The organism is Prochlorococcus marinus str. MIT 9401, assembly GCF_000760095.1.
Lineage (GTDB): Bacteria > Cyanobacteriota > Cyanobacteriia > PCC-6307 > Cyanobiaceae > Prochlorococcus_A > Prochlorococcus_A marinus_I.
The window spans coordinates 92586-111179 of record NZ_JNAR01000006.1; the positions used below are offsets into that span (position 1 = coordinate 92586).

The window sequence follows — 18594 nt, forward strand, 5'->3', positions numbered from 1 at the left end:
AAATGACTTTTAATCATCTAGTACTAATTGGAGGAGGACATGCAAATGTTCTTTTAATTAAGAAATGGTTAATGTCTACGAAATTAATGCCAGTGATTCCTGTTTCAATTATATCTAGAGATTCTCATTTGGTTTATTCGGCAATGTTCCCATCGGTGCTTTCAAAATCAATTTCTTTAGAAGAGAGTTTAATTGATATAAAGTCTTTAGCAAAAAATGCAAAAATATCTTTTGTTGAAGAAGAAGTAAACGATATCGACTTTAATTTAAAGAAAATTTTTTTAAGTAATAGACCGTCAATTAATTATTCGAAGTTGGTTCTTAATTGTGGAAGTCAAACAATAATTCCAAAAGAATTTGAGTCACTAGTTAAAAATCAAAATGCTTTTACAATTAAACCTTTTTTGAGGGCTTATGATTTAATACAAAAAGAGGACATTCTGGATTCAGTGAGTGAACCTCCATTCGTAATAGTTGGGAGTGGCCTCGCAGCAATCGAAGTATCATATGCTTTGAGAAAAAGATGGAGAGGTAGATCTTTAAAATTATTATGTGATTCAAGAAAAATTAATAATAAAATTCTAAAGAGTTTACGGAATTCTAATATTGATTTAGTTGAAAACCTAAATTTTGATTATGGCAAGATTCTTTTATGTACTGGAAATACAGCTCCTTTATGGATACAAAAAAAATTATTAGATTCGGATTCTCATGGCAGAATAATTACAAATCAGAATTTGCAGTTGAAAAGTTTTTCCGGAATTTTTGCTGTGGGTGATTGTGCAGTTGTAGATTCAGCAAGAAGACCTGCATCGGGAGTTTTTGCAGTAAAAGTTGTAAATACATTAGTCCAAAATCTAAAAAAGAATGTAGAAGGGGGATCATTAAAAAAGTGGTTTCCTCAAAGGATCGGATTGCAAATAGTTAATACATTTCAAAGCCATCATTCAAAGGCTTTTGCTATTTATCGCAATTTTGTTTTTGGCCCTTCTTTCCTATTTTGGATTTTAAAACATAAAATTGATCTGAAATTTGTAAATAAATTTAGATTTAAAAGGCTAATTATGAAAAATAATGAAAAAAATATTTCATTTAATGATTGCAGGGGGTGTGCAGCTAAGATTCCCCAATTTGTTTTGAACAAATCATTAATAAAATCTAATTTAGATTCTTTTGCCTCTTCTCCTGAAGATTCAGTTGAGATATATCAAAATGGTCAAGATATTATCTTGCAAAGTGTAGATGGATTTCCTGCTTTGGTAAGTGATCCTTGGCTTAATGCAAAAATTACTACTTTGCATGCTTGCTCAGATTTGTGGGCATGCGGAGCAAAACTTTCATCTGCGCAGGCTTTAATTTCATTACCAAAAGTTGAAAGGGAATTTCAGAGTTACCTCTTTTCTCAATCACTTCAAGGTATTAAATCAACAGTTGAGGATCATGGAGGAGAATTACTTGGAGGCCATACTTTCGAGGCAAGAAGTTTAGTAAATAAACCTTATCCATTAGGAATAGATGTTTCTTTAACAGTTCAAGGTATTTTAAAAAATGGAGCAAAACCATGGCTTAAATCTGGAATGAATATTGGGGATATTCTCATGATGTCTAGACCTCTTGGCGTTGGGATTTACTTTGCTAGTCAAATGCAAAATATTAATATGCTAGGTAGTTCTTCTGAAGTAATTAATAATTTAGTAAAGAGTCAGCAATATTTGCTTGATGAAATTTATCTTTTTCAAAATCAATTTAAAGAATCATTAGTCAATGCCGCGACTGACATTACTGGATATGGATTTATTGGACATCTTAAAGAAATGGTTGAATCATCTAATTTATATAGGCAAAGCAATAATCTTGAGCCACTAAAAGTTTTATTAGATTTATTTGCATTTAAAGCTTATCCTGGAGTATTTGATTTAATAAGAAAAAATGTTAAAAGTACTTTCTTTGAATCTAATAAAGAAATTTTTGACAAAATTTATAAAGTAAATAAGCAAAAAAGAATAATTAATTTTTTAAACGAAAAATCATTAGATCAAGAGACTTTTAACGAGAGAATATCATTACTATTAGATCCTCAAACATGTGGACCCTTGTTGATTAGTTGTAATCGCAAATATGAAAATGTTCTAAAGGATAAATGGTATAAGGTTGGAGAGGTTGTAAAAATGTAATTAATTTCTATTTAATTTGTCAATTTCCAAATATCTTAATCTTTTGATTTCCTTTCCCATCTTCTTCCCTGGATCCCATCCTTCTTTTTTTAATGTTTCTCCATCTTTTTTTGATTTTATGAATTTATAAATAAATAACCACTTAAACAATTTACGCCAGTATGGTCCTCCATCACAAATTAATAATTTAACTGTCTCATCATTAAGATTTCTGTTCTCAATAAATTCTGTCCAACTTGATGGAGAAAAATGATTGAAATTTTTTTGGTTTGTTTTAAATATCTTTTTGATATTTATATAATCTTCTAATATTTTTATCTCACTATTATTTACCAAAAATCTTTGACATGCTTTTTCTAAATCTGCTGAGTCTTTTAATAAGTAAAGCATATGATTTCCTTTTAACTTCTTGATCCAATTAAGTCCTCTTAAAAATCTTTTATCGACTTTAATATTTTCATTTAAGATTGAAATAATTTCCCATTTATGAATTATCGAAATCACACTAGCCAAATTATCGTGTTTACATATTTCAGCTAGCTCCATCCTTATTCGTATGCCTAGTGCAGGAGGGTAAATCATTTTCTGATGAGTTTCTGAACTTTTCCATGGCCATTGTCTAACTGTTTCTTGAGATTGTTTGAGGGAATTATTTGAAATATTGAAATCTAACCTTGAAGCATATTTTGCACATCTAATTAATCTACTTGGATCATCTGAAATGCTATTACTGTGAAGTAAGTTCAATCTTTTACTTTTTATATCAGAAATTCCTCCATAAAGATCATAGATTTTCCTTGTCGAGACCTCGAAGGCTACTGAATTTATAGTGAAATCTCTCCTCTTAAGATCCTCCTCAATAGTACTTTTATTTACTGTGGGATTTAAGCCTGGAGCAGAATAAATTTCTTTTCTTGCAGAGGCAATATCAATTTTATAGTCATTAATATTTATTTCTACAGTGTTATATAAATTAAATTCCTTGATTAAACATAAATCTACATTTACGATATTTTTTTTTATAAATTTTGCAAGAGAAATAGAGGATCCTTCAATAACAAGATCAATATCTACAGGTTTAGAAAACGATTTTTTGTGGAATTTACTAATTAATAAATCTCTTAAATAACCGCCAACAAAAGCTACTTTAGTATTCTTATTAGATTCTATGTATTTAGCAATTAGGTTATATAGATTAAATGGAGTTTTGATTAATTCCCCTTGGATGTAATCAGAGATATCGTTCATGAGTTTTAACTTACATAACGAATTGGAGCTAATCTGGGATCAAGAATTTTACTCCCTTTATCACCAAATTTTACTGCTAAAGATATTTTTTCCCCACTCCCAAAAATATGTATGATTTCACCTTTCCCAAACTTTGAGTGAATTAGCATATCTCCCACTATCCAGTTTTTCCCTTTACTGGGACCTGAATATAATTTCCTTACTGCATTTATTGGTTTGTTAACAAATTCATTTGGATTGTTTCGATCAACTCTAGTTAAACGATCAAGATGCCAATCCCTTCTTATTGAAGCACCACCAGTTTGTGGTAATTCGCCATCCATTAAATCTTCAGGTATTTCCGAGAGAAATATTGAAGGAATTGTTGGTTCACGCATGCCACCCCATAATCTTCTTTCTCTGGCATGACTCAAGAAAACTCTTTCTTTAGCTCTAGTAATACCTACATAGCATAATCTTCTTTCCTCTTCAAGAAGTGAGGGAGTATCTATTGATCTATGGCTAGGGAAGAGGCCTTGTTCTAGCCCAGTGATAAAAACATTTTGAAATTCTAAACCTTTACTATTATGCAGAGTCATGAGAGTTACAGAGTTAGGATTATTTTTCTTCGTATCATTATCAGTTGTTAAGGCTGCTGTAGAAAGAAATCCCTCTACATCTCCACTTTCTGTTTCTTCTTCATATTGAGTTGCTGCATTAATTAGTTCTTGTAAATTATTTCTTCTATCTTCAGATTCTTCAGTTCCACTAGAGAGTAAGTCACTTAAATAACCACTTTTTTCTAAAATAAGTTGTAGTAGTTGAGCAGGACCTGAATTTTCTAGGTAACACAGTAGATCATTCATAATTTCAGTAAATTTATTAATTCCTTTTGATGATCTACCTATTGTTTCTTCAAGACTTTGCTTATCATTGAGAACCTCCCATAATGGGATATTTAACCTATTAGATAGTTCATTCAGTTTTTGAATAGTAGTCTTACCAATCCCTCTTCTAGGAACATTTATGATTCGTAAAAGACTAACGTTATCTGAAGAATTAACCAGAACTTTCAAATATGCTATTGCATCTTTAATTTCTCTTCTATCATAAAAACGCAATCCTCCAAAAATTGTATAAGGAATGCGCCACCTTACAAGAGATTCTTCTAGTACTCTCGACTGAGCTCTGGTTCGATATAAAATTGCAAAATTTTTCCAAATTGGGTTTTGATTATAGTTATTGAGTGATTTTATTTTATTGGTAATTGCTTCTGCTTCGGAAATTTCATCATCACAGCTGAGTAACGTTAAAAGTTCCCCTTTTTCTTTAGTAGCCTTTAAAACTTTGTCAATTCTTTCAGAGTTGTTTTCAATTAGTGAGTTTGCAGCATCAAGGATATTGGAAGATGACCTATAATTGTCTTCTAATTTAATTAAAGATGATTTTGTATCGTCGTTGATGGAAGTTTTAAAATCTTCTTGAAAACCAATTAAAATTCTGAAGTCAGCTGCTCTGAAACTATAAATACTTTGATCAGCATCCCCAACTACGAAAATTGATCTATCTTGCCAATTAAAGAATTTTTTTGATTCAGTATTTCCAGCCGTAATTAATTTTATAAGTTCATATTGTGTTCTATTTGTATCTTGATATTCGTCAACTAAAATATGTTTAAATCTTCTGTGCCAGTAATCTCTGACTATATCATTTTGCCTCAATAAGAAAACAGGCAAAAGTAGAAGATCATCAAAGTCTAAAGAATTATTTTTTGAGAGCGAAATCCTATATCTCTTGTAGGCTTCTGCAACTGTTTTATCAAAATTATTATCTGCTTTTTCTAAAAGATCATTAGACGTTAAGCATTGATTTTTAGCATTACTTATTAATCTTTTAATCTTTTTGGGATCATATCTTTTTGGATCAAGATTCATATCTTGACTGATAATTTCTTTTACTAATGTTTGAGAATCTGTTTCATCATAAATTGAAAATTGTCTTGTCCATTTTAAGCCTTCAGGATCAGTATATTTTTCAATATCGTATCTCAGAAGTCTTGAAAATAAGGAATGGAAAGTACCGATCCAAAGGTTCTGAAGCCTTTCTTGGTGAACGTTTGTTCTTAATTGATTTTGATCAATTTCATTGAGAGTTGTCCAAGGCTGACCAAATTGAATAAAAGCTAATTCTTGGGCTAGAAGAACCTCTAATCTTGCTTTCATTTCTTTAGAAGCTTTGTTAGTGAAAGTGACTGCGAGAATGTTATAGGGATCTATAGAGTTATTTTCAATAAGATTTGCAATTCTGTGTGTAAGAGCTTTAGTTTTCCCGCTACCTGCACCTGCTACAACTAGTAATGGTCCATAAACATGTTTTACTGCTTGAAGTTGTTGATTGTTTAGGGACTTAAAAAGGAAATTGTTGGTTTGAGGCACTTTTGGAAGGGTTTTTCAAAAATCAGACTTTACTACGAGATTCAGATTCCGTTTCTAGATCTTCTAACGCTTTTTTTAAATTTATAAGTTCATTATTGTTATTAATTATTTCTTCAAATTTATTTTGAGGCATCTTTAATTTCATACTTCTGTCTAGAATTTCTTTTTCCAATCTCTTTTTATATGAGGAAATAAGTTTCTTTGATAATTTTAAATCCTGTTGATCCAAAACTTTATTAAAAATGTAGTTTCATATTAGCGGAAAAAAAATTTTTTATTTGAATTATTTCAACGATCACTTTGGAATGAAGTTATTAATTAAGAAGCGTTGCGTTAAGTTTGAAATTGTATTGTTTTTACTAGCTTTGTATTATTCTTAATATCGGTCTTTAAATTTTTACTTCAGGAATGTCAGTTTCAAAGAATAATAAACAATTGTTAGCCGATAAGAAATTAAATGATTTAAGCAATATAAAAGAATTTATTAATAGTGCAAACTCAAGATTAGATGCAATAAGCTCAATTACTAATAATTCTCATGCAATTGCAGCAGACGCTGTAACAGCAATGATTTGCGAAAATCAAGATTCACTTAATTCAAAAATATCTTTAAATACAACTAACAAGATGTCCGTTTGTTTAAGAGATGGAGAAATAATCCTAAGGATTGTTGCTTATCTTTTAATTTCTAATGATGAATCAGTTTTAGAAAAAAGTTGTTTGAAGGATCTTAAAAATACTTATCTTGCTCTTGGGGTACCATTAAGAAATGCAAGAAGGGTTTTTCAATTAATGCGAGATGCAACTATCTCTGATTTGAATTCAACAGTTAATAATATGAGTGGAAACAAAGGCTTTCTTCCTAAATTAATATCTGAAACAGAGTTTCAATTTGAAAGGATAATTAATCTTTTAAACTAGCTAAATTCCTTATCTCTGAAGTATGTGATGTCTGTATAACTGAGTTGTTTTCCAGATTTCTAATAGTAGAAAACCTGGATCTTACATGAGTGGATAAAAAGGAAATTCTTTCTTCGGAAACTGTTGATTTATAAATAGTTTTAATATGTAAATTGTTTTGTTCATCAACAAAATAATTGGATGATGAAATAAAGGATTCTGTATAACCTTTATTTCTTAGAACAATTCCTGAATTTTCATCTTTGGGTAAAAAAATCAGAATAGTTTCACCTCCCTCACTCATATAATCATCTTCCCAATCACTAATAGCTTGCCAGTTTATAGAAATGGCTATACTATCTATGTTTAAACTGAATTTATAATTTTTAAAAATCTCAACGACTTTTTTATTTTTTTTGTTGATATGTTTTATATATATTTTACTAGTTGAGTTTTCAAATTCCTGAAAAGCTAAAGTGTGAGAACTTCTAATAGATTTCCACTCTCCTATACTTTTATCAATGAATTGATTAATTATTATTAGATTCTTCGTCAAGTTTATCTTCTACGGAATGATTTTCTGCTTTTTGTATCATCCTTACCATTGAATCCACCATTAATCTCTTTGCAGAAGTTACTTTTAATCCAGAAGGAGTAGTTGATATTTGTTCTCCAGGGCGATTATATGAAGTTGGTCTAAATGGAGTCATCTAATAACTTTAAAAATTAATCGATTCCTATTCTTGCATGGATCATTATTTATATAGTTATTGTTTGCGAAAATGTCATATCTTTCATCTTTGATTACAGAATTATCAACTGGTTTGTTATTTAGGTATTTTATTTTTTGCCAATCCTGAAATAGTCGCCAAAGCAAACATTCCCAATAGAGCAATCCCTAGAAATAATCCTGCTCCCTGGCTAACTCCAGCTCCTACTGCTACTAGTATAGAGTCACTGATTAGAAGACTTATTAATAAGGCAGGAGTAAATATTTTCCACCGAGTTCCACCAATACCAATTGCGTAGCTTAAAAAATCAAAAAGGCCAGTCATTAGTAGACCTGTCATAAGAAAGAAATTTTCTTCTAGCTGGTTTTGATTAAAACTTTCAATCTTTTTCATTGCTTTCGGGCCAACTAAATTACGTACAGGAACCCGACCATAATTTCTTGCGATAAAGAAAGCAGCTTGACAAAAAACTATATCAGACAAGATTATTGTCATGTAACCTTTTTGAAATCCTAGTAATGAACCAGCTAGCAGAGAATAAGCTGAACTTGGAAGGGCAGGTAAAATAATACTTACTCCTCTGAGTATGAATATTCCAAAAGGAGCCCAAATACCCATACTTTCTATTTTGTTCCTTAGAGGTTCAATCCCATAATTTTGGATTAAATAAATCAATACTACAAATATTGCTATAAAAAAAACTACTGAGAGAAATTTCTGTATTTTATTCATTATTTTTCTAATAAATTTATTGGAAGTAAATTCTTAATTTAATATTTGATTCTATCTATAATAGAAATACTAATCAATAAAAATTTTTATAAATTTTTAATCTTATATTTCCTACTAATAAAAATATTTGTATGCCACAAGTAGTCATGATTAATTCTAATAATAAAGTCAATTCAATATTTTTTAGGAATATATTTAATTTAGTCCTTTCGATTATTGTTTTCTTTTGTATATCAATAAAAAAATCAGAAGCCTTGCCTCATGAATGGGTTGGAGTCCCTAAAAGTGAATACGGAGAGCAGTTATGGGATAGGAAAAGTATAAAAAGGAATGAGGATGGCTCTGTAAGAGTATTGAGTAAATTTATTCCCAAATCAAAAAGTGAAATTACTAAGGATATTCTCTATACAATGGATATAAATTGTTTTGAAAAATCATTTAGAGATGTTGATGTCTCAATAGATGAAGCAAATAGTAATTTCAATGATTTAGCTAATTGGCAAGATCCAAATGGAGATACCCTGATTTTGGGTGTTATTGGTCAAGTCTGCAGAGTCGAAAACTAAAGATTTTAAGTTATAAAAAATACGAAAAAAATAACGAGTTTTCAATGATTTGAAAGTATAAAACCCTGTCTAGGACAGGGTTTTAAAGGTGCCAGGACCCAGATTTGAACTGGGGACACGGCGATTTTCAGTCGCCTGCTCTACCAACTGAGCTATCCCGGCTCTAACCTATATACTTTAAATTACGATGTGTAGTTTGTGAAACCCTTTTTATTAAAAATTTTATATCTTCATCAAATATTCCAAAAAACTATTATTTTGCATTAATCGCTAATAAGGCAGTGCCAAATGAAGTAGTTTTTTTACAGGAAACTATTGGTATATTGATAATTTTTTCTCTTATTTTTCTCCATTGTGGGTTTTTTGAACCTCCACCAATAGTAATAATTTTTTTTGGAAGGGAACCTGTTAGTTCGCTTAGTTTTTCCCATCCTCTCAATTCGATCTTGGCTAGCCCCTCAAATAATGCATGTAAATACAGTGAGTCGCTTACTGGCCTTGGACCAAGTATTGGCTTTAAATTAGAATTATTAACAGGAAATCTCTCTCCTATACTATTAAGAGGTAAAAGATTTAAAGAAGTTTTTTTTGATGGATTTATTTGTCGACTGAGCTCCTTTATTTCTAAATCAGAAAAGAACTTTGACAAAATACCGCAGCCTGCGTTTGATGCTCCTCCACATATCCAATCTCCGTTTACTACATGATTCGTAATTCCTTGTTTTTTAATAGGGTTATTAATAATTTTTTTAACTACAATAGTTGTCCCTAATACTGTGAGACCATCTTCTTTACCTAAACCTGCAGCTATTAAACTTGCATTAGAGTCAGTAGTGCCTGAAATTAATATTAATTTCTTGTTCAAGTTAAATCTCTTTGCTAAATCAATATTCACTTGTCCAATAATTTGCCCACTTTTTATTATTTGAGGTAGGCATTTTTGCCATGAGGTATTGAGAAAGCTTTTTGGCCATGATTCTCTTTTTAGATCCCAACCAAGTTTAAGATTATTACCTTCTTCACCATAAGTCCAATCTTTTAAAAACCAACCAGTGATCCAATCAGATTGATGTCGTAAAAGTATATTTGTCCCATATTTGTCTATTAGTTTTAATGCTTTAGCAAGACTACTGTATGGATTTCGCAGATTATCTTCTTCGGAAGTTAAGCACTCAAGAAGGATCTTATGTTCATTACATGCTTGGTCATAAGGTATTGCTTCTCCCATCGGCTCTCCTTTTAAATTGGAAGCTATTAAAGTTCCTGAAGTGCCGGAGATAGCCAATTTATTAAGGTTAATTTTTACCTCATTAGGTAAACTAATTAATAGATTTTTACAAGAATTGATCCAAGAGTTTGGATTTTTAAAGCTGTATGAATAAGGTACTGAATTTGAATATACTAATTTCTTATGAAGATTAATTATTGATATTCTTGCCCCACTGGTTCCAAAATCTAATCCCCCATAAAAATTTTCAGGCATAGAAAAAAGAATTTATAAAAAGATTTTTGATGCCTCTTCTAATTGAGCTGCTTTTTCTTTAACATTTTCCCAAGGGAGCTCAAGATCTCTTCTACCAAAATGTCCATAGGAGGCAGTCTTTCTGAAAAATTTACCTCCCATTTTTTTTGGTAGGTTTCTTAAGTTAAATTCTTTTATTATTGCTGCAGGTCTTAAATCAAAGTTATTTTTTATAAGCTCAGTCAAATTAGCTTGTGAGACAACACCAGTATCAAAAGTTTCAACGAGAATGGAAATTGGTTTTGCAACTCCGATTGCGTAACTTAATTGTACTTCTGCTTTTTTCGCCAATTTTGCCTTAACTATACTTTTGGCTACATAACGTGCTGCATATGCGGCTGACCTGTCAACTTTTGTAGGGTCTTTGCCAGAGAAAGCTCCTCCTCCATGTCTTGCATATCCACCGTAAGTATCTACGATAATTTTTCGACCAGTAAGCCCGGCATCTCCTTGAGGCCCTCCTACGACAAATTTCCCTGTGGGGTTTACTAGGAATCTTGTATTGTGAATGTTTGGTTTTATTTCTAAATCTTCAGTAGCTGGAATCACAACATTCGTCCACAAATCTTCTTTGATTCTTTGCCGAATTTCTTCTTCATTTGTGATCCCATCAATCTCAGGATTATGTTGAGTTGAAATTAAGATTGTATTGATCGAAACTGGAACCCCTTTTTCGTAATCAATACTTACTTGTGTTTTGCCATCAGGGAGGAGATAATCTAGGACTTTTTCATGTCTTACTTTGGCAAGTTGAATAGCTAATCTATGAGCTAGGCTAATCGGTAAAGGCATTAATTCAGGGGTTTCATCGCATGCATAGCCAAACATTATGCCTTGGTCACCAGCTCCAGTATTGTCTTCCAAATCATCGTTAACATCATCTGCGTCGTTTACCCCTTGAGAAATATCTGGTGATTGCTCATCAAGTGCTACTAAAACAGCACAACTATTTGAGTCAAAGCCACCAGCTTTATAGTCCTCGTAACCAATTTCTTTTATTACATCCCGCACTAGTTTTATATAATCAATTTTTGCTTTTGAAGTTATTTCTCCGGTAAGCAAACAAAGACCAGTATTGACTACAGTTTCACATGCAACTCTGCTTTCTGGATCCTCTGTAAGTAGGGCATCTAAAACTGCGTCACTTATTTGATCGCATATTTTGTCAGGATGTCCTTCAGTTACAGATTCAGAAGTGAAGATAAAATCACTCATTTTAAGCTAATTTTTAATATTAGATATTATCCTAAATTAGTTTGTCGTTACTAATCAATTAATGTAAATTTAAAAAAACCTTTTTAAAAATAAATAAACTTATAATTTCCGTTTATCAGTAAATAGTAAATTTAAATTTAAATTGTTTCAGATGAAGCTGTTGGAATTTCTTCAGTTTCATCAGTTTGCTCAAATAACATTTGCTTATATTTTGCCGCCATCTCTTCAGCCTTATTATAAACTTTTTGAGGATCAGTTAACATATCTCCAGGTTCAGGTTCAAGTGCTTTTGTAGATAAAGAAATTCTGCCTCTTTCAGAGTCAAGGTCAATTATCATTACCTTCATTTGGTCATTAACGTTCAAAATGTTATGAGGGGTTTCTATGTGTTCATGACTGATCTCAGAAATATGTAATAGACCACTTACTCCGCCGATATCAATAAAGGCTCCATACGGTTTAATACCCTTCACTGAACCTATTACAACTTCACCCACTTCAAGTCTATTCATTTTTTTCTCAACCAATGCTCTTCTATGACTTAATACTAATCTGTTCCTTTCTTCATCAACTTCCAGAAATTTTAAAGGTAAGTACTCACCTTCTAAGTCATCTTTAATTTTTCGGGCACTTATATGAGACCCTGGAATAAAACCTCTCAAGCCCTCTACTCTCACAAGAGCCCCACCTCTATTTGTTGCAAAAACTTCAGAATAAATTGTGGCATCTTCTTTTTGAAGTTGTCTAACTCTTTCCCACGCCCTTTGATATTCAATTCTTCTAATTGATAGTGCTAATTGGCCATCTTCATTTTCTTCACTCATTATGAAGAATTCTCTGCTTTCTGAAGGTTGTAAAACATCGTTTAGTCCTTCAACTCTGTTAATTGAAACTTCTTGGACAGGCATAAAAGCGGCTGTTTTCGCGCCTATGTCTATCATGGCCCCTTTAGGTTCTAAAGCAAAAACTGTTCCCTTTACTAGATCACCTGGTTTGAAATTGTAATCATATTTACCCAATAGTGATGCAAACTCTTCTTGAGTGAATCCTGCATTTTCAAAATCCAGATTTGTTCTACTTGATGAAGAATCTGCTGAAGGAATATCTTTTGTTTCGAATGATATTTCTTCCTCATTTTGAGATGCTGAATTATTATCTGGTTCAGAAGAATTTTTAATTTTTTGATCTTCAGAAAGTTCTTTTATCGTTTGAGAAGAATTTTCGTTCATTTGTAGGGACGCAGACTACCTAAGGTAGTTAGAAAGGAATGATATTAGCCTGCAAACTAATAGCAAAAGTATTTGTGATATGTATTCTACACTTCAGGATGCTGGTTTTTACAAAATTGAAGCTAATTGGTTTTTTGAACTTCCCTTTAGAGACTGAAGAGTAGAAATAAAATCTTTAACCCCATTAAACTTTCTATATACTGAAGCATATCTTATGTAAGCGACTTCGTTTTCTTTCCTTAAGTTTTTAAGTATTAATTCGCCAATTTGTGAAGATTTAATATCTTTATTAGAATCTTGAATGATTTGTGATTCAATTCCATCTACAAAATTAATAATTGCTTCACTCGTGAAAGTAGTCTTTTCGCAAGCTCTTAAAATGCCAGTATATAATTTTTCTTTATTAAATAATTCTCTGCTTCCATCTTTTTTAATAATTGAAACTGGCAGTGTTTCAACCCTCTCATAAGTGGTAAATCTAAAGCTGCAGTTTAAGCATTCTCTTCTTCTTCGAACACTTTTACCACTATCAGCTGATCTCGATTCCAAAACTCTGCTATCTGTATTTTGACAGGTTGGACACTGCATTTAGTGAAGTAAATGAACTTTAACTCTAATAGTAGAGTAATATCTTAATTATGAAAAGTAAAAAAAAACTCCTCTCTGTTAAGAGGAGTTTTTTTTGGGATTATTTCCTATCGAATTTAGGTGGATCTCTAAAGGCGACAGCAAAGAATAAAGTTACAACTGCGAGAGTTAAAATAAGAACGTAAGCGAAGGCTTCCATAAGATCAATTAATAAAGTTTAGTTTAAACCCTTCCTGGGATTCTTCTAGTGGTTTCATCGCCAAGCTTCTTGAATAGACCAAATTCAACTTGGTCACCAATCTCAGCGTCAATACCAGCAAAGGAATTTCTATAAAGAGTTCTTGAAGCATGCCACCAGTGGCCAAACAAGAATAGCAATCCGAAACATAAATGTGCATATGTAAACCATGCCCGAGGAGAACTTCTGAATACACCGTCAGATTTATAAGTTTCTCTATCGAACTTGAATGCTTCTCCGAGCTGTGCTTTTCTGGCTAATCTCTTGACTACTGCAGGATCAGTAAATGTTTGACCATTTAGGTCACCTCCATAAATAGTTGCTGTAATGCCAGTTTGCTCAAATGAATACTTTGCTTCAGCTCTTCTAAATGGGATATCGGCTCTTACGTTGCCTTCCTTATCTTCAAGTATCACAGGGAAGTTTTCAAAGAAGTTAGGTATTCTTCTAACTTCTAAATCATTACCCTCTTTATCTTGAAAAGTGATGTGACCCTGCCAGCCGGTTGGTAAACCATCACCATTAACAAGAGCTCCGACTCTGAATAATCCTCCTTTAGCAGGACTATTTCCAACATAATCGTAGAAGGCTAATTTCTCTGGAATAGATGCATAAGCCTCTTCTTTAGTGGCGCCATCATCTATGGCAGCTTGAACTCTTCTATTAATTTCTGTTTTGAAGTAGCCTGAATCCCATTGATATCTAGTAGGACCAAATAGCTCAACTGGGGTTGTTGCTGATCCATACCACATTGTACCTGCAACAACAAAAGATACGAATAATACAGCCGCTAGCGCACTAGCAAGAACTCCTTCAAGGCTTCCAAGTTTTAATGCTCTATAAAGTCTTTCTCCAGGTCTATTGGTAATGTGAAAAATTCCTCCAATGATACCCATTAGTCCAGCTGCAATATGGTTGGCCACTATACCCCCTGGATTAAAGGGATTAAAACCTTCTACTCCCCACGAAGGAGCTACTGGCTCTACGTGTCCAGTTAAACCGTAAGGATCGGAAACCCAAATTCCCACGTTTGCACAATGAAATGCTCCAAATCCAAAACAAGTAAGTCCAGCTAGAAGAAGATGAATTCCGAAGATTCTTGGGAGGTCTAGAGCAGGCTCTCCTGTTCTAGAATCTTCCCATAAGTCTAGGTCCCAGTATGTCCAGTGCCATATTGAGGCCAACATCAGTAGGCCACTAAATACTATGTGAGCTGCTGCAACCCCCTCAAAACTCCAAAATCCAGGATCAACTCCTGTAGCACCAGTAATATCCCATCCGTTCCAACTACTCGTTATACCAAGTCTTGCCATAAAAGGCATGACGTACATTCCCTGTCTCCACATTGGATTGAGAACAGCATCAGAAGGATCAAAAATGGCTAATTCATATAAGGCCATTGAACCGGCCCAGCCGGCTAATAATGCAGTATGCATAAGATGCACAGCAAGTAGTCGACCTGGGTCATTAATAACTACTGTGTGAACTCGATACCAAGGCAATCCCATCGGTTAATTTCTAATAACTATGCTGAATAAACAGCTAAACATCACGATAGTAAGGGTTTTTTAGTCTTTGAGGGATTTTTGTAAATAAATTTATCTTATTGCAAAAATTGGTTAAAACGCTTTGCAGGTCTGCATTTACAAGGAATTTTTGACAAAAAATTGTTAATATTTTGGTCACAATTCTCAAACTAAAGCGCCAAAATATGAAAAATAACTAAAAAAATGGCAACTATCAGATTCATCCGTGAAGATTTAGAGGTTCAATGTAGCCCTGGTGAAAATTTAAGAGAATTAGTAATGAAAGAGAACTTACAACTTTATGGACTCAAAGGTATTTTAGGAAATTGTGGAGGAGCAGGGCAATGTAGCACCTGTTTTATTTCAGTTGAAGGAGGAAACAAAAATTCCTTAAGCCCTCTTACCTCTGTCGAAGAAGAAAAACTCAAGAATAGGCCTGAAAACTGGCGACTTGCATGCCAAACAATAATTAAATCCTCTGCAGTTATTTTAACAAAACCACAATCTCCTCCTTCAAATCTAGGAGAACTAAAAAAAATTAGTGAAAATAAAAAATTACCTCGTTAAATTGTTTAAGACTGTTAATCAGTTTATAAATATTGTTGATTTTTCCCATTTATTTCATTTTATACGTCTATAGTCTTATTAACTATTAGAACCGTCAACTAAATGGAAACAACTAATTTTGGATTCGTAGCTAGTCTTTTATTTGTAGGAGTTCCAACAATATTCCTTATAGGTTTATTTATTTCTACTCAAGATGGTGAAAAATCAAGCTTCTACTCAGACTCTAGCAAAGGTAGGCTTGGTCCAAAACGCTAAACTTTTCTAAATGCTTAGCATTTCTGTAAAAGAATTTTTATTTTGGAAAAAAAAGCAACTTTCTAAAGGCGGAGATGATCAGTCCTTAGCTATTCTAATTGACTGCAAAGGTGGTTTTAAAACTAGTGATCAAAGCTTGTTGAATATAAATCCTGATCGTCAAATATATTTTGAAAAAAACTTAGAATACTTAGAATCAATTTGGGAAGATCATTTAATAAACTTTACCCCAATACAATACCTCTGTGGAGAAACTTATTGGAGAGATTTAAAATTAAAAGTTTCAGATAAAGTACTCATTCCCAGATCAGAGACAGAACTTATAATAGAGATTGTTTCAAAGATATTTGTAAAAAAATCACAAAATTTATTTTTTGCTGAATTAGGAACAGGATCTGGAGCTATCAGTATTGCTTTGGCATTGGCTTACCCAATGTGGGAAGGTATAGCAACTGATATTGATCAAGATGCATTAGAAATAGCCAGTGAAAATTTCAAGAGTTCTTCTAAACAATCAAATTTGAAATTTTATTGCGGACATTGGTGGACTCCTCTAGAAAGTTTCAAAAATAAATTAGATCTCGTCATTTCAAACCCGCCATATATTCCAAAGGACACTTATGAAAAATTGCCGAAAGAAGTTAAAAATTTCGAACCAAAAATTGCTTTATTAGGCGGTGAAGATGGTTTAAAACATATTAGAGAAATAATTCAAAAAGCACCCTTTTTTTTGAAAGAAAGGGGATGGCTGATTTTAGAGAATCATTTTGATCAAGGTGAAAAGGTAAAACAACTATTTATCCAAAATAAATTTAAATCAGTAGAAATTGTGAATGATCTCTCAGGTATTGGTAGGTTTACGATTGGAAGATATAAATAAATTATTATTGGCTAAATTAATGGCTAAAAAAACAAAATGAATTTAATAACTTGCAAGTCTGCTTTGAAAACGCTTAAAAGTGGCTTACCTATAATTTTCCCAACAGACACCTTACCTGCAATTGGATGCTTGCCAAAATTTTCAAAGATCATATATAAGTTTAAAAAAAGAGATAGAAATAAACCCTTAATTCTTATGGGATCAGAACATAAACAGTTAATCGATTATGTTCACGAATCAGCTAAGGAAGATTACGAAAATATGGCTTCAAAATATTGGCCTGGAGCTCTGACGATGATTATACCTTCTTCAGAAAAGCAGAATTCAGTCCTCACAAGCAAAAATCTTACTCTTGGGTTAAGAATCCCCAATTCATATATGGCTCAATCCCTTATGAGAGAAACAGGTCCATTGTTAACTTCAAGTGCAAATATTTCAGGGCGTATTGGATCAATTACAGCTGAAGGTATCGCTTTAGACTTCCCTTCTGTAGAAATTCTTGGACCTATGCCATGGGAAAAAAGTAGTGGGAAAGCTAGTACCATAATTTTTTGGAATAAAAGTGGTGATTGGAGATTAATTAGAGGAGGAGAACTGTTAATTGAGGGATTACATTAATGTTTATATTATTATTTTTTGTTTTATTACTTCAATTTTTTACTTACTGGATATTTGAACCCTTTGCATCATTTTTAGAGTATGTTCTTGAAATAAGATCGTTTCCTATCATCGTTCTGATTGGTTTTATATTGTTATTTTCAGGAAAAAATATTGAACATAGTTAGAAAAATGCCGGCTAACAGATTTGAACTGATGACCTTCGCTTTACAAAAGCGCTGCTCTACCGCTGAGCTAAGCCGGCAATTATTTAATCTTACAATTATTTAGGGGCAAATATCAGTATTTTTTTAGGTTTTTTTAAATTTATTACTTTTTGATATCTTTATCAGTTTGATCATTTTTTTTAAATTTTATTTCACCGGTGATAGTTCTCTTGATTGGCAGATTTGCGACTAAAGCTGTCATTCTATCCTCAGTCTCTAAACTTACTGCTACCTCTTCAAAATCAATCTCAACATACTTAGCAACTACATCAAGTATTTCTTTCCTCATCTTATCCAAAAGATCAGTTGTGAGTGAACTCATGTCAACTCTGTCATGAGCAAGTACAAGTTGCAATCTTTCCCTTGCAGTATTTGCACTAGCCGTTTCTCTGCCTAATAACTTATTTATAAGATCTCTGAGAGTCATCATTTTAAAAAACCTTTGTTTGCATTAATCTCATGAATTTATCTTTAAGACTTTTACCTTCATTTTTTGGATCAATAATTGGAACATCATTTCCTGTAAGTCTTTGAGAAACATTTAAATAACATTTTTTCGCAGGAGATCGACTATCAGAAAGTGTTAGTGGCTCGCCTCTATTTGTACTAATTATTACTTGTTCATCTTCTAAAACGATACCTAATAAAGGCAAAGAAAGGATGCCTTGAACATCTTCGATAGATAGCATCTCTTGGCTTGCCATCATGTTAGGTCGGACTCTATTAATTACGAGCTGGATAGGCTCAATATCGGAAGTATTAAGAATGCCTATAACTCTATCGGCATCACGTACTGCAGATAATTCTGGGTTGGTAACAACAATAGCTTCTTTACATGCTGCAAGGGCATTTTTAAACCCATCCTCAACACCAGCAGGACAATCTACTAAAACAAAATCGAATTTTTCACTAAGCAACTCACTGATTGTTTTCATGTCTTCTGGCTTCATCCAATCCAACATCCTGGGATCTCCAGCAGGTAAAA

21 protein-coding genes and 2 tRNA genes are annotated in these 18594 nt (G+C 32.5%); 7 read left to right on the forward strand and 16 right to left on the reverse strand.

Going from position 1 to position 18594, the window contains the following annotated elements; translation table 11 throughout:
• The first annotated feature begins 2 nt into the window (after positions 1 to 2).
• Positions 3 to 2174 carry a selenide, water dikinase SelD gene (selD, locus tag EV01_RS06255; RefSeq protein ID WP_032518536.1) on the forward strand — a complete coding sequence of 724 codons (2172 nt, stop codon included), beginning with the start codon at positions 3 to 5 and terminating at the stop codon, positions 2172 to 2174.
• On the opposite strand, the gene EV01_RS06250 is transcribed toward selD, so the two are convergent.
• From EV01_RS06250 to EV01_RS06240, 3 genes are read right to left on the reverse strand one after another with little or no spacing between them, the layout of a single operon-like run.
• Positions 2175 to 3422, reverse strand: a complete 1248-nt coding sequence (locus EV01_RS06250; RefSeq protein ID WP_032517422.1) for a CCA tRNA nucleotidyltransferase — start codon at positions 3420 to 3422, stop codon at positions 2175 to 2177. It abuts the gene before it with no gap.
• 5 nt (positions 3423 to 3427) lie between these two features.
• Positions 3428 to 5836, reverse strand: coding sequence for a UvrD-helicase domain-containing protein (locus EV01_RS06245; protein WP_032517423.1), 2409 nt, complete (start codon positions 5834 to 5836; stop codon positions 3428 to 3430).
• 22 nt (positions 5837 to 5858) lie between these two features.
• Positions 5859 to 6065: a hypothetical protein gene (locus tag EV01_RS06240; protein ID WP_032517424.1), complete on the reverse strand. Its 207-nt coding sequence runs from the start codon at positions 6063 to 6065 to the stop codon at positions 5859 to 5861.
• Positions 6066 to 6244: 179 nt separating this feature from the next.
• Here EV01_RS06240 and EV01_RS06235 point away from each other — a divergent pair, with 179 nt between their 5' ends.
• On the forward strand, positions 6245 to 6757 hold the full coding sequence (locus EV01_RS06235; RefSeq protein ID WP_032517425.1) for an R-phycoerythrin subunit beta: 513 nt from the start codon (positions 6245 to 6247) through the stop codon (positions 6755 to 6757).
• Here EV01_RS06235 and EV01_RS06230 read toward each other — a convergent pair.
• The 3 genes from EV01_RS06230 to EV01_RS06220 form a co-directional block, all read right to left on the reverse strand.
• Positions 6741 to 7292 carry a phycobiliprotein lyase gene (locus tag EV01_RS06230; RefSeq protein WP_032517426.1) on the reverse strand — a complete coding sequence of 184 codons (552 nt, stop codon included), beginning with the start codon at positions 7290 to 7292 and terminating at the stop codon, positions 6741 to 6743. The two genes, EV01_RS06235 and EV01_RS06230, sit on opposite strands and share 17 nt — an antisense overlap.
• Positions 7267 to 7446 carry a hypothetical protein gene (locus tag EV01_RS06225; RefSeq protein ID WP_012007103.1) on the reverse strand — a complete coding sequence of 60 codons (180 nt, stop codon included), beginning with the start codon at positions 7444 to 7446 and terminating at the stop codon, positions 7267 to 7269. The genes EV01_RS06230 and EV01_RS06225 overlap by 26 nt, the downstream gene beginning before the upstream one ends.
• 117 nt (positions 7447 to 7563) lie before the next feature.
• Positions 7564 to 8199 carry a TVP38/TMEM64 family protein gene (locus tag EV01_RS06220; protein WP_032517427.1) on the reverse strand — a complete coding sequence of 212 codons (636 nt, stop codon included), beginning with the start codon at positions 8197 to 8199 and terminating at the stop codon, positions 7564 to 7566.
• 146 nt (positions 8200 to 8345) lie between these two features.
• Between EV01_RS06220 and EV01_RS06215 the strand changes: the two genes are divergently transcribed.
• Complete coding sequence (locus EV01_RS06215) at positions 8346 to 8765, forward strand: hypothetical protein (RefSeq protein ID WP_032517613.1); 420 nt, start codon at positions 8346 to 8348, stop codon at positions 8763 to 8765.
• Positions 8766 to 8854: 89 nt separating this feature from the next.
• On the opposite strand, the gene EV01_RS06210 is transcribed toward EV01_RS06215, so the two are convergent.
• From EV01_RS06210 to psbB, 7 genes are all read right to left on the reverse strand, one after another.
• Positions 8855 to 8927: transfer RNA gene (locus tag EV01_RS06210), tRNA-Phe, on the reverse strand.
• A 91-nt stretch (positions 8928 to 9018) separates the two neighbouring features.
• Positions 9019 to 10248: an FGGY-family carbohydrate kinase gene (locus tag EV01_RS06205; RefSeq protein WP_032517428.1), complete on the reverse strand. Its 1230-nt coding sequence runs from the start codon at positions 10246 to 10248 to the stop codon at positions 9019 to 9021.
• A 12-nt stretch (positions 10249 to 10260) separates the two neighbouring features.
• Positions 10261 to 11502: a methionine adenosyltransferase gene (metK, locus tag EV01_RS06200; RefSeq protein ID WP_032517430.1), complete on the reverse strand. Its 1242-nt coding sequence runs from the start codon at positions 11500 to 11502 to the stop codon at positions 10261 to 10263.
• A gap of 137 nt (positions 11503 to 11639) precedes the next feature.
• A complete protein-coding gene (locus tag EV01_RS06195; protein WP_032517431.1) occupies positions 11640 to 12731 on the reverse strand; it encodes a 30S ribosomal protein S1 in 1092 nt (363 codons plus the stop codon).
• Positions 12732 to 12839: 108 nt separating this feature from the next.
• Positions 12840 to 13319 carry a transcriptional regulator NrdR gene (gene nrdR, locus EV01_RS06190; RefSeq protein ID WP_032517432.1) on the reverse strand — a complete coding sequence of 160 codons (480 nt, stop codon included), beginning with the start codon at positions 13317 to 13319 and terminating at the stop codon, positions 12840 to 12842.
• 100 nt (positions 13320 to 13419) lie between these two features.
• Positions 13420 to 13518, reverse strand: a complete 99-nt coding sequence (locus EV01_RS09335; protein ID WP_011131951.1) for a photosystem II reaction center protein T — start codon at positions 13516 to 13518, stop codon at positions 13420 to 13422.
• 23 nt (positions 13519 to 13541) lie between these two features.
• On the reverse strand, positions 13542 to 15065 hold the full coding sequence (gene psbB, locus EV01_RS06185; RefSeq protein ID WP_032517433.1) for a photosystem II chlorophyll-binding protein CP47: 1524 nt from the start codon (positions 15063 to 15065) through the stop codon (positions 13542 to 13544).
• A gap of 222 nt (positions 15066 to 15287) precedes the next feature.
• Here psbB and EV01_RS06180 point away from each other — a divergent pair, with 222 nt between their 5' ends.
• From EV01_RS06180 to EV01_RS06165, 4 genes are all read left to right on the forward strand, one after another.
• On the forward strand, positions 15288 to 15650 hold the full coding sequence (locus EV01_RS06180) for a 2Fe-2S iron-sulfur cluster-binding protein (RefSeq protein WP_032517434.1): 363 nt from the start codon (positions 15288 to 15290) through the stop codon (positions 15648 to 15650).
• Between the two features lie 102 nt (positions 15651 to 15752).
• On the forward strand, positions 15753 to 15905 hold the full coding sequence (gene psbM, locus EV01_RS06175; RefSeq protein WP_011817804.1) for a photosystem II reaction center protein PsbM: 153 nt from the start codon (positions 15753 to 15755) through the stop codon (positions 15903 to 15905).
• Between the two features lie 10 nt (positions 15906 to 15915).
• Positions 15916 to 16785, forward strand: a complete 870-nt coding sequence (gene prmC, locus EV01_RS06170; protein WP_032517437.1) for a peptide chain release factor N(5)-glutamine methyltransferase — start codon at positions 15916 to 15918, stop codon at positions 16783 to 16785.
• A 36-nt stretch (positions 16786 to 16821) separates the two neighbouring features.
• A complete protein-coding gene (locus tag EV01_RS06165; RefSeq protein ID WP_032517439.1) occupies positions 16822 to 17403 on the forward strand; it encodes an L-threonylcarbamoyladenylate synthase in 582 nt (193 codons plus the stop codon).
• A gap of 172 nt (positions 17404 to 17575) precedes the next feature.
• Here EV01_RS06165 and EV01_RS06160 read toward each other — a convergent pair.
• From EV01_RS06160 to EV01_RS06150, 3 genes are all read right to left on the reverse strand, one after another.
• A tRNA-Thr gene (locus tag EV01_RS06160) sits at positions 17576 to 17647 on the reverse strand.
• Positions 17648 to 17712: 65 nt separating this feature from the next.
• Positions 17713 to 18039 carry a cell division topological specificity factor MinE gene (gene minE, locus EV01_RS06155; RefSeq protein ID WP_032517442.1) on the reverse strand — a complete coding sequence of 109 codons (327 nt, stop codon included), beginning with the start codon at positions 18037 to 18039 and terminating at the stop codon, positions 17713 to 17715.
• A gap of 1 nt (position 18040) precedes the next feature.
• Positions 18041 to 18594: P-loop NTPase (locus tag EV01_RS06150; RefSeq protein WP_032523280.1), on the reverse strand; the 554-nt coding region annotated here is incomplete at its 5' end.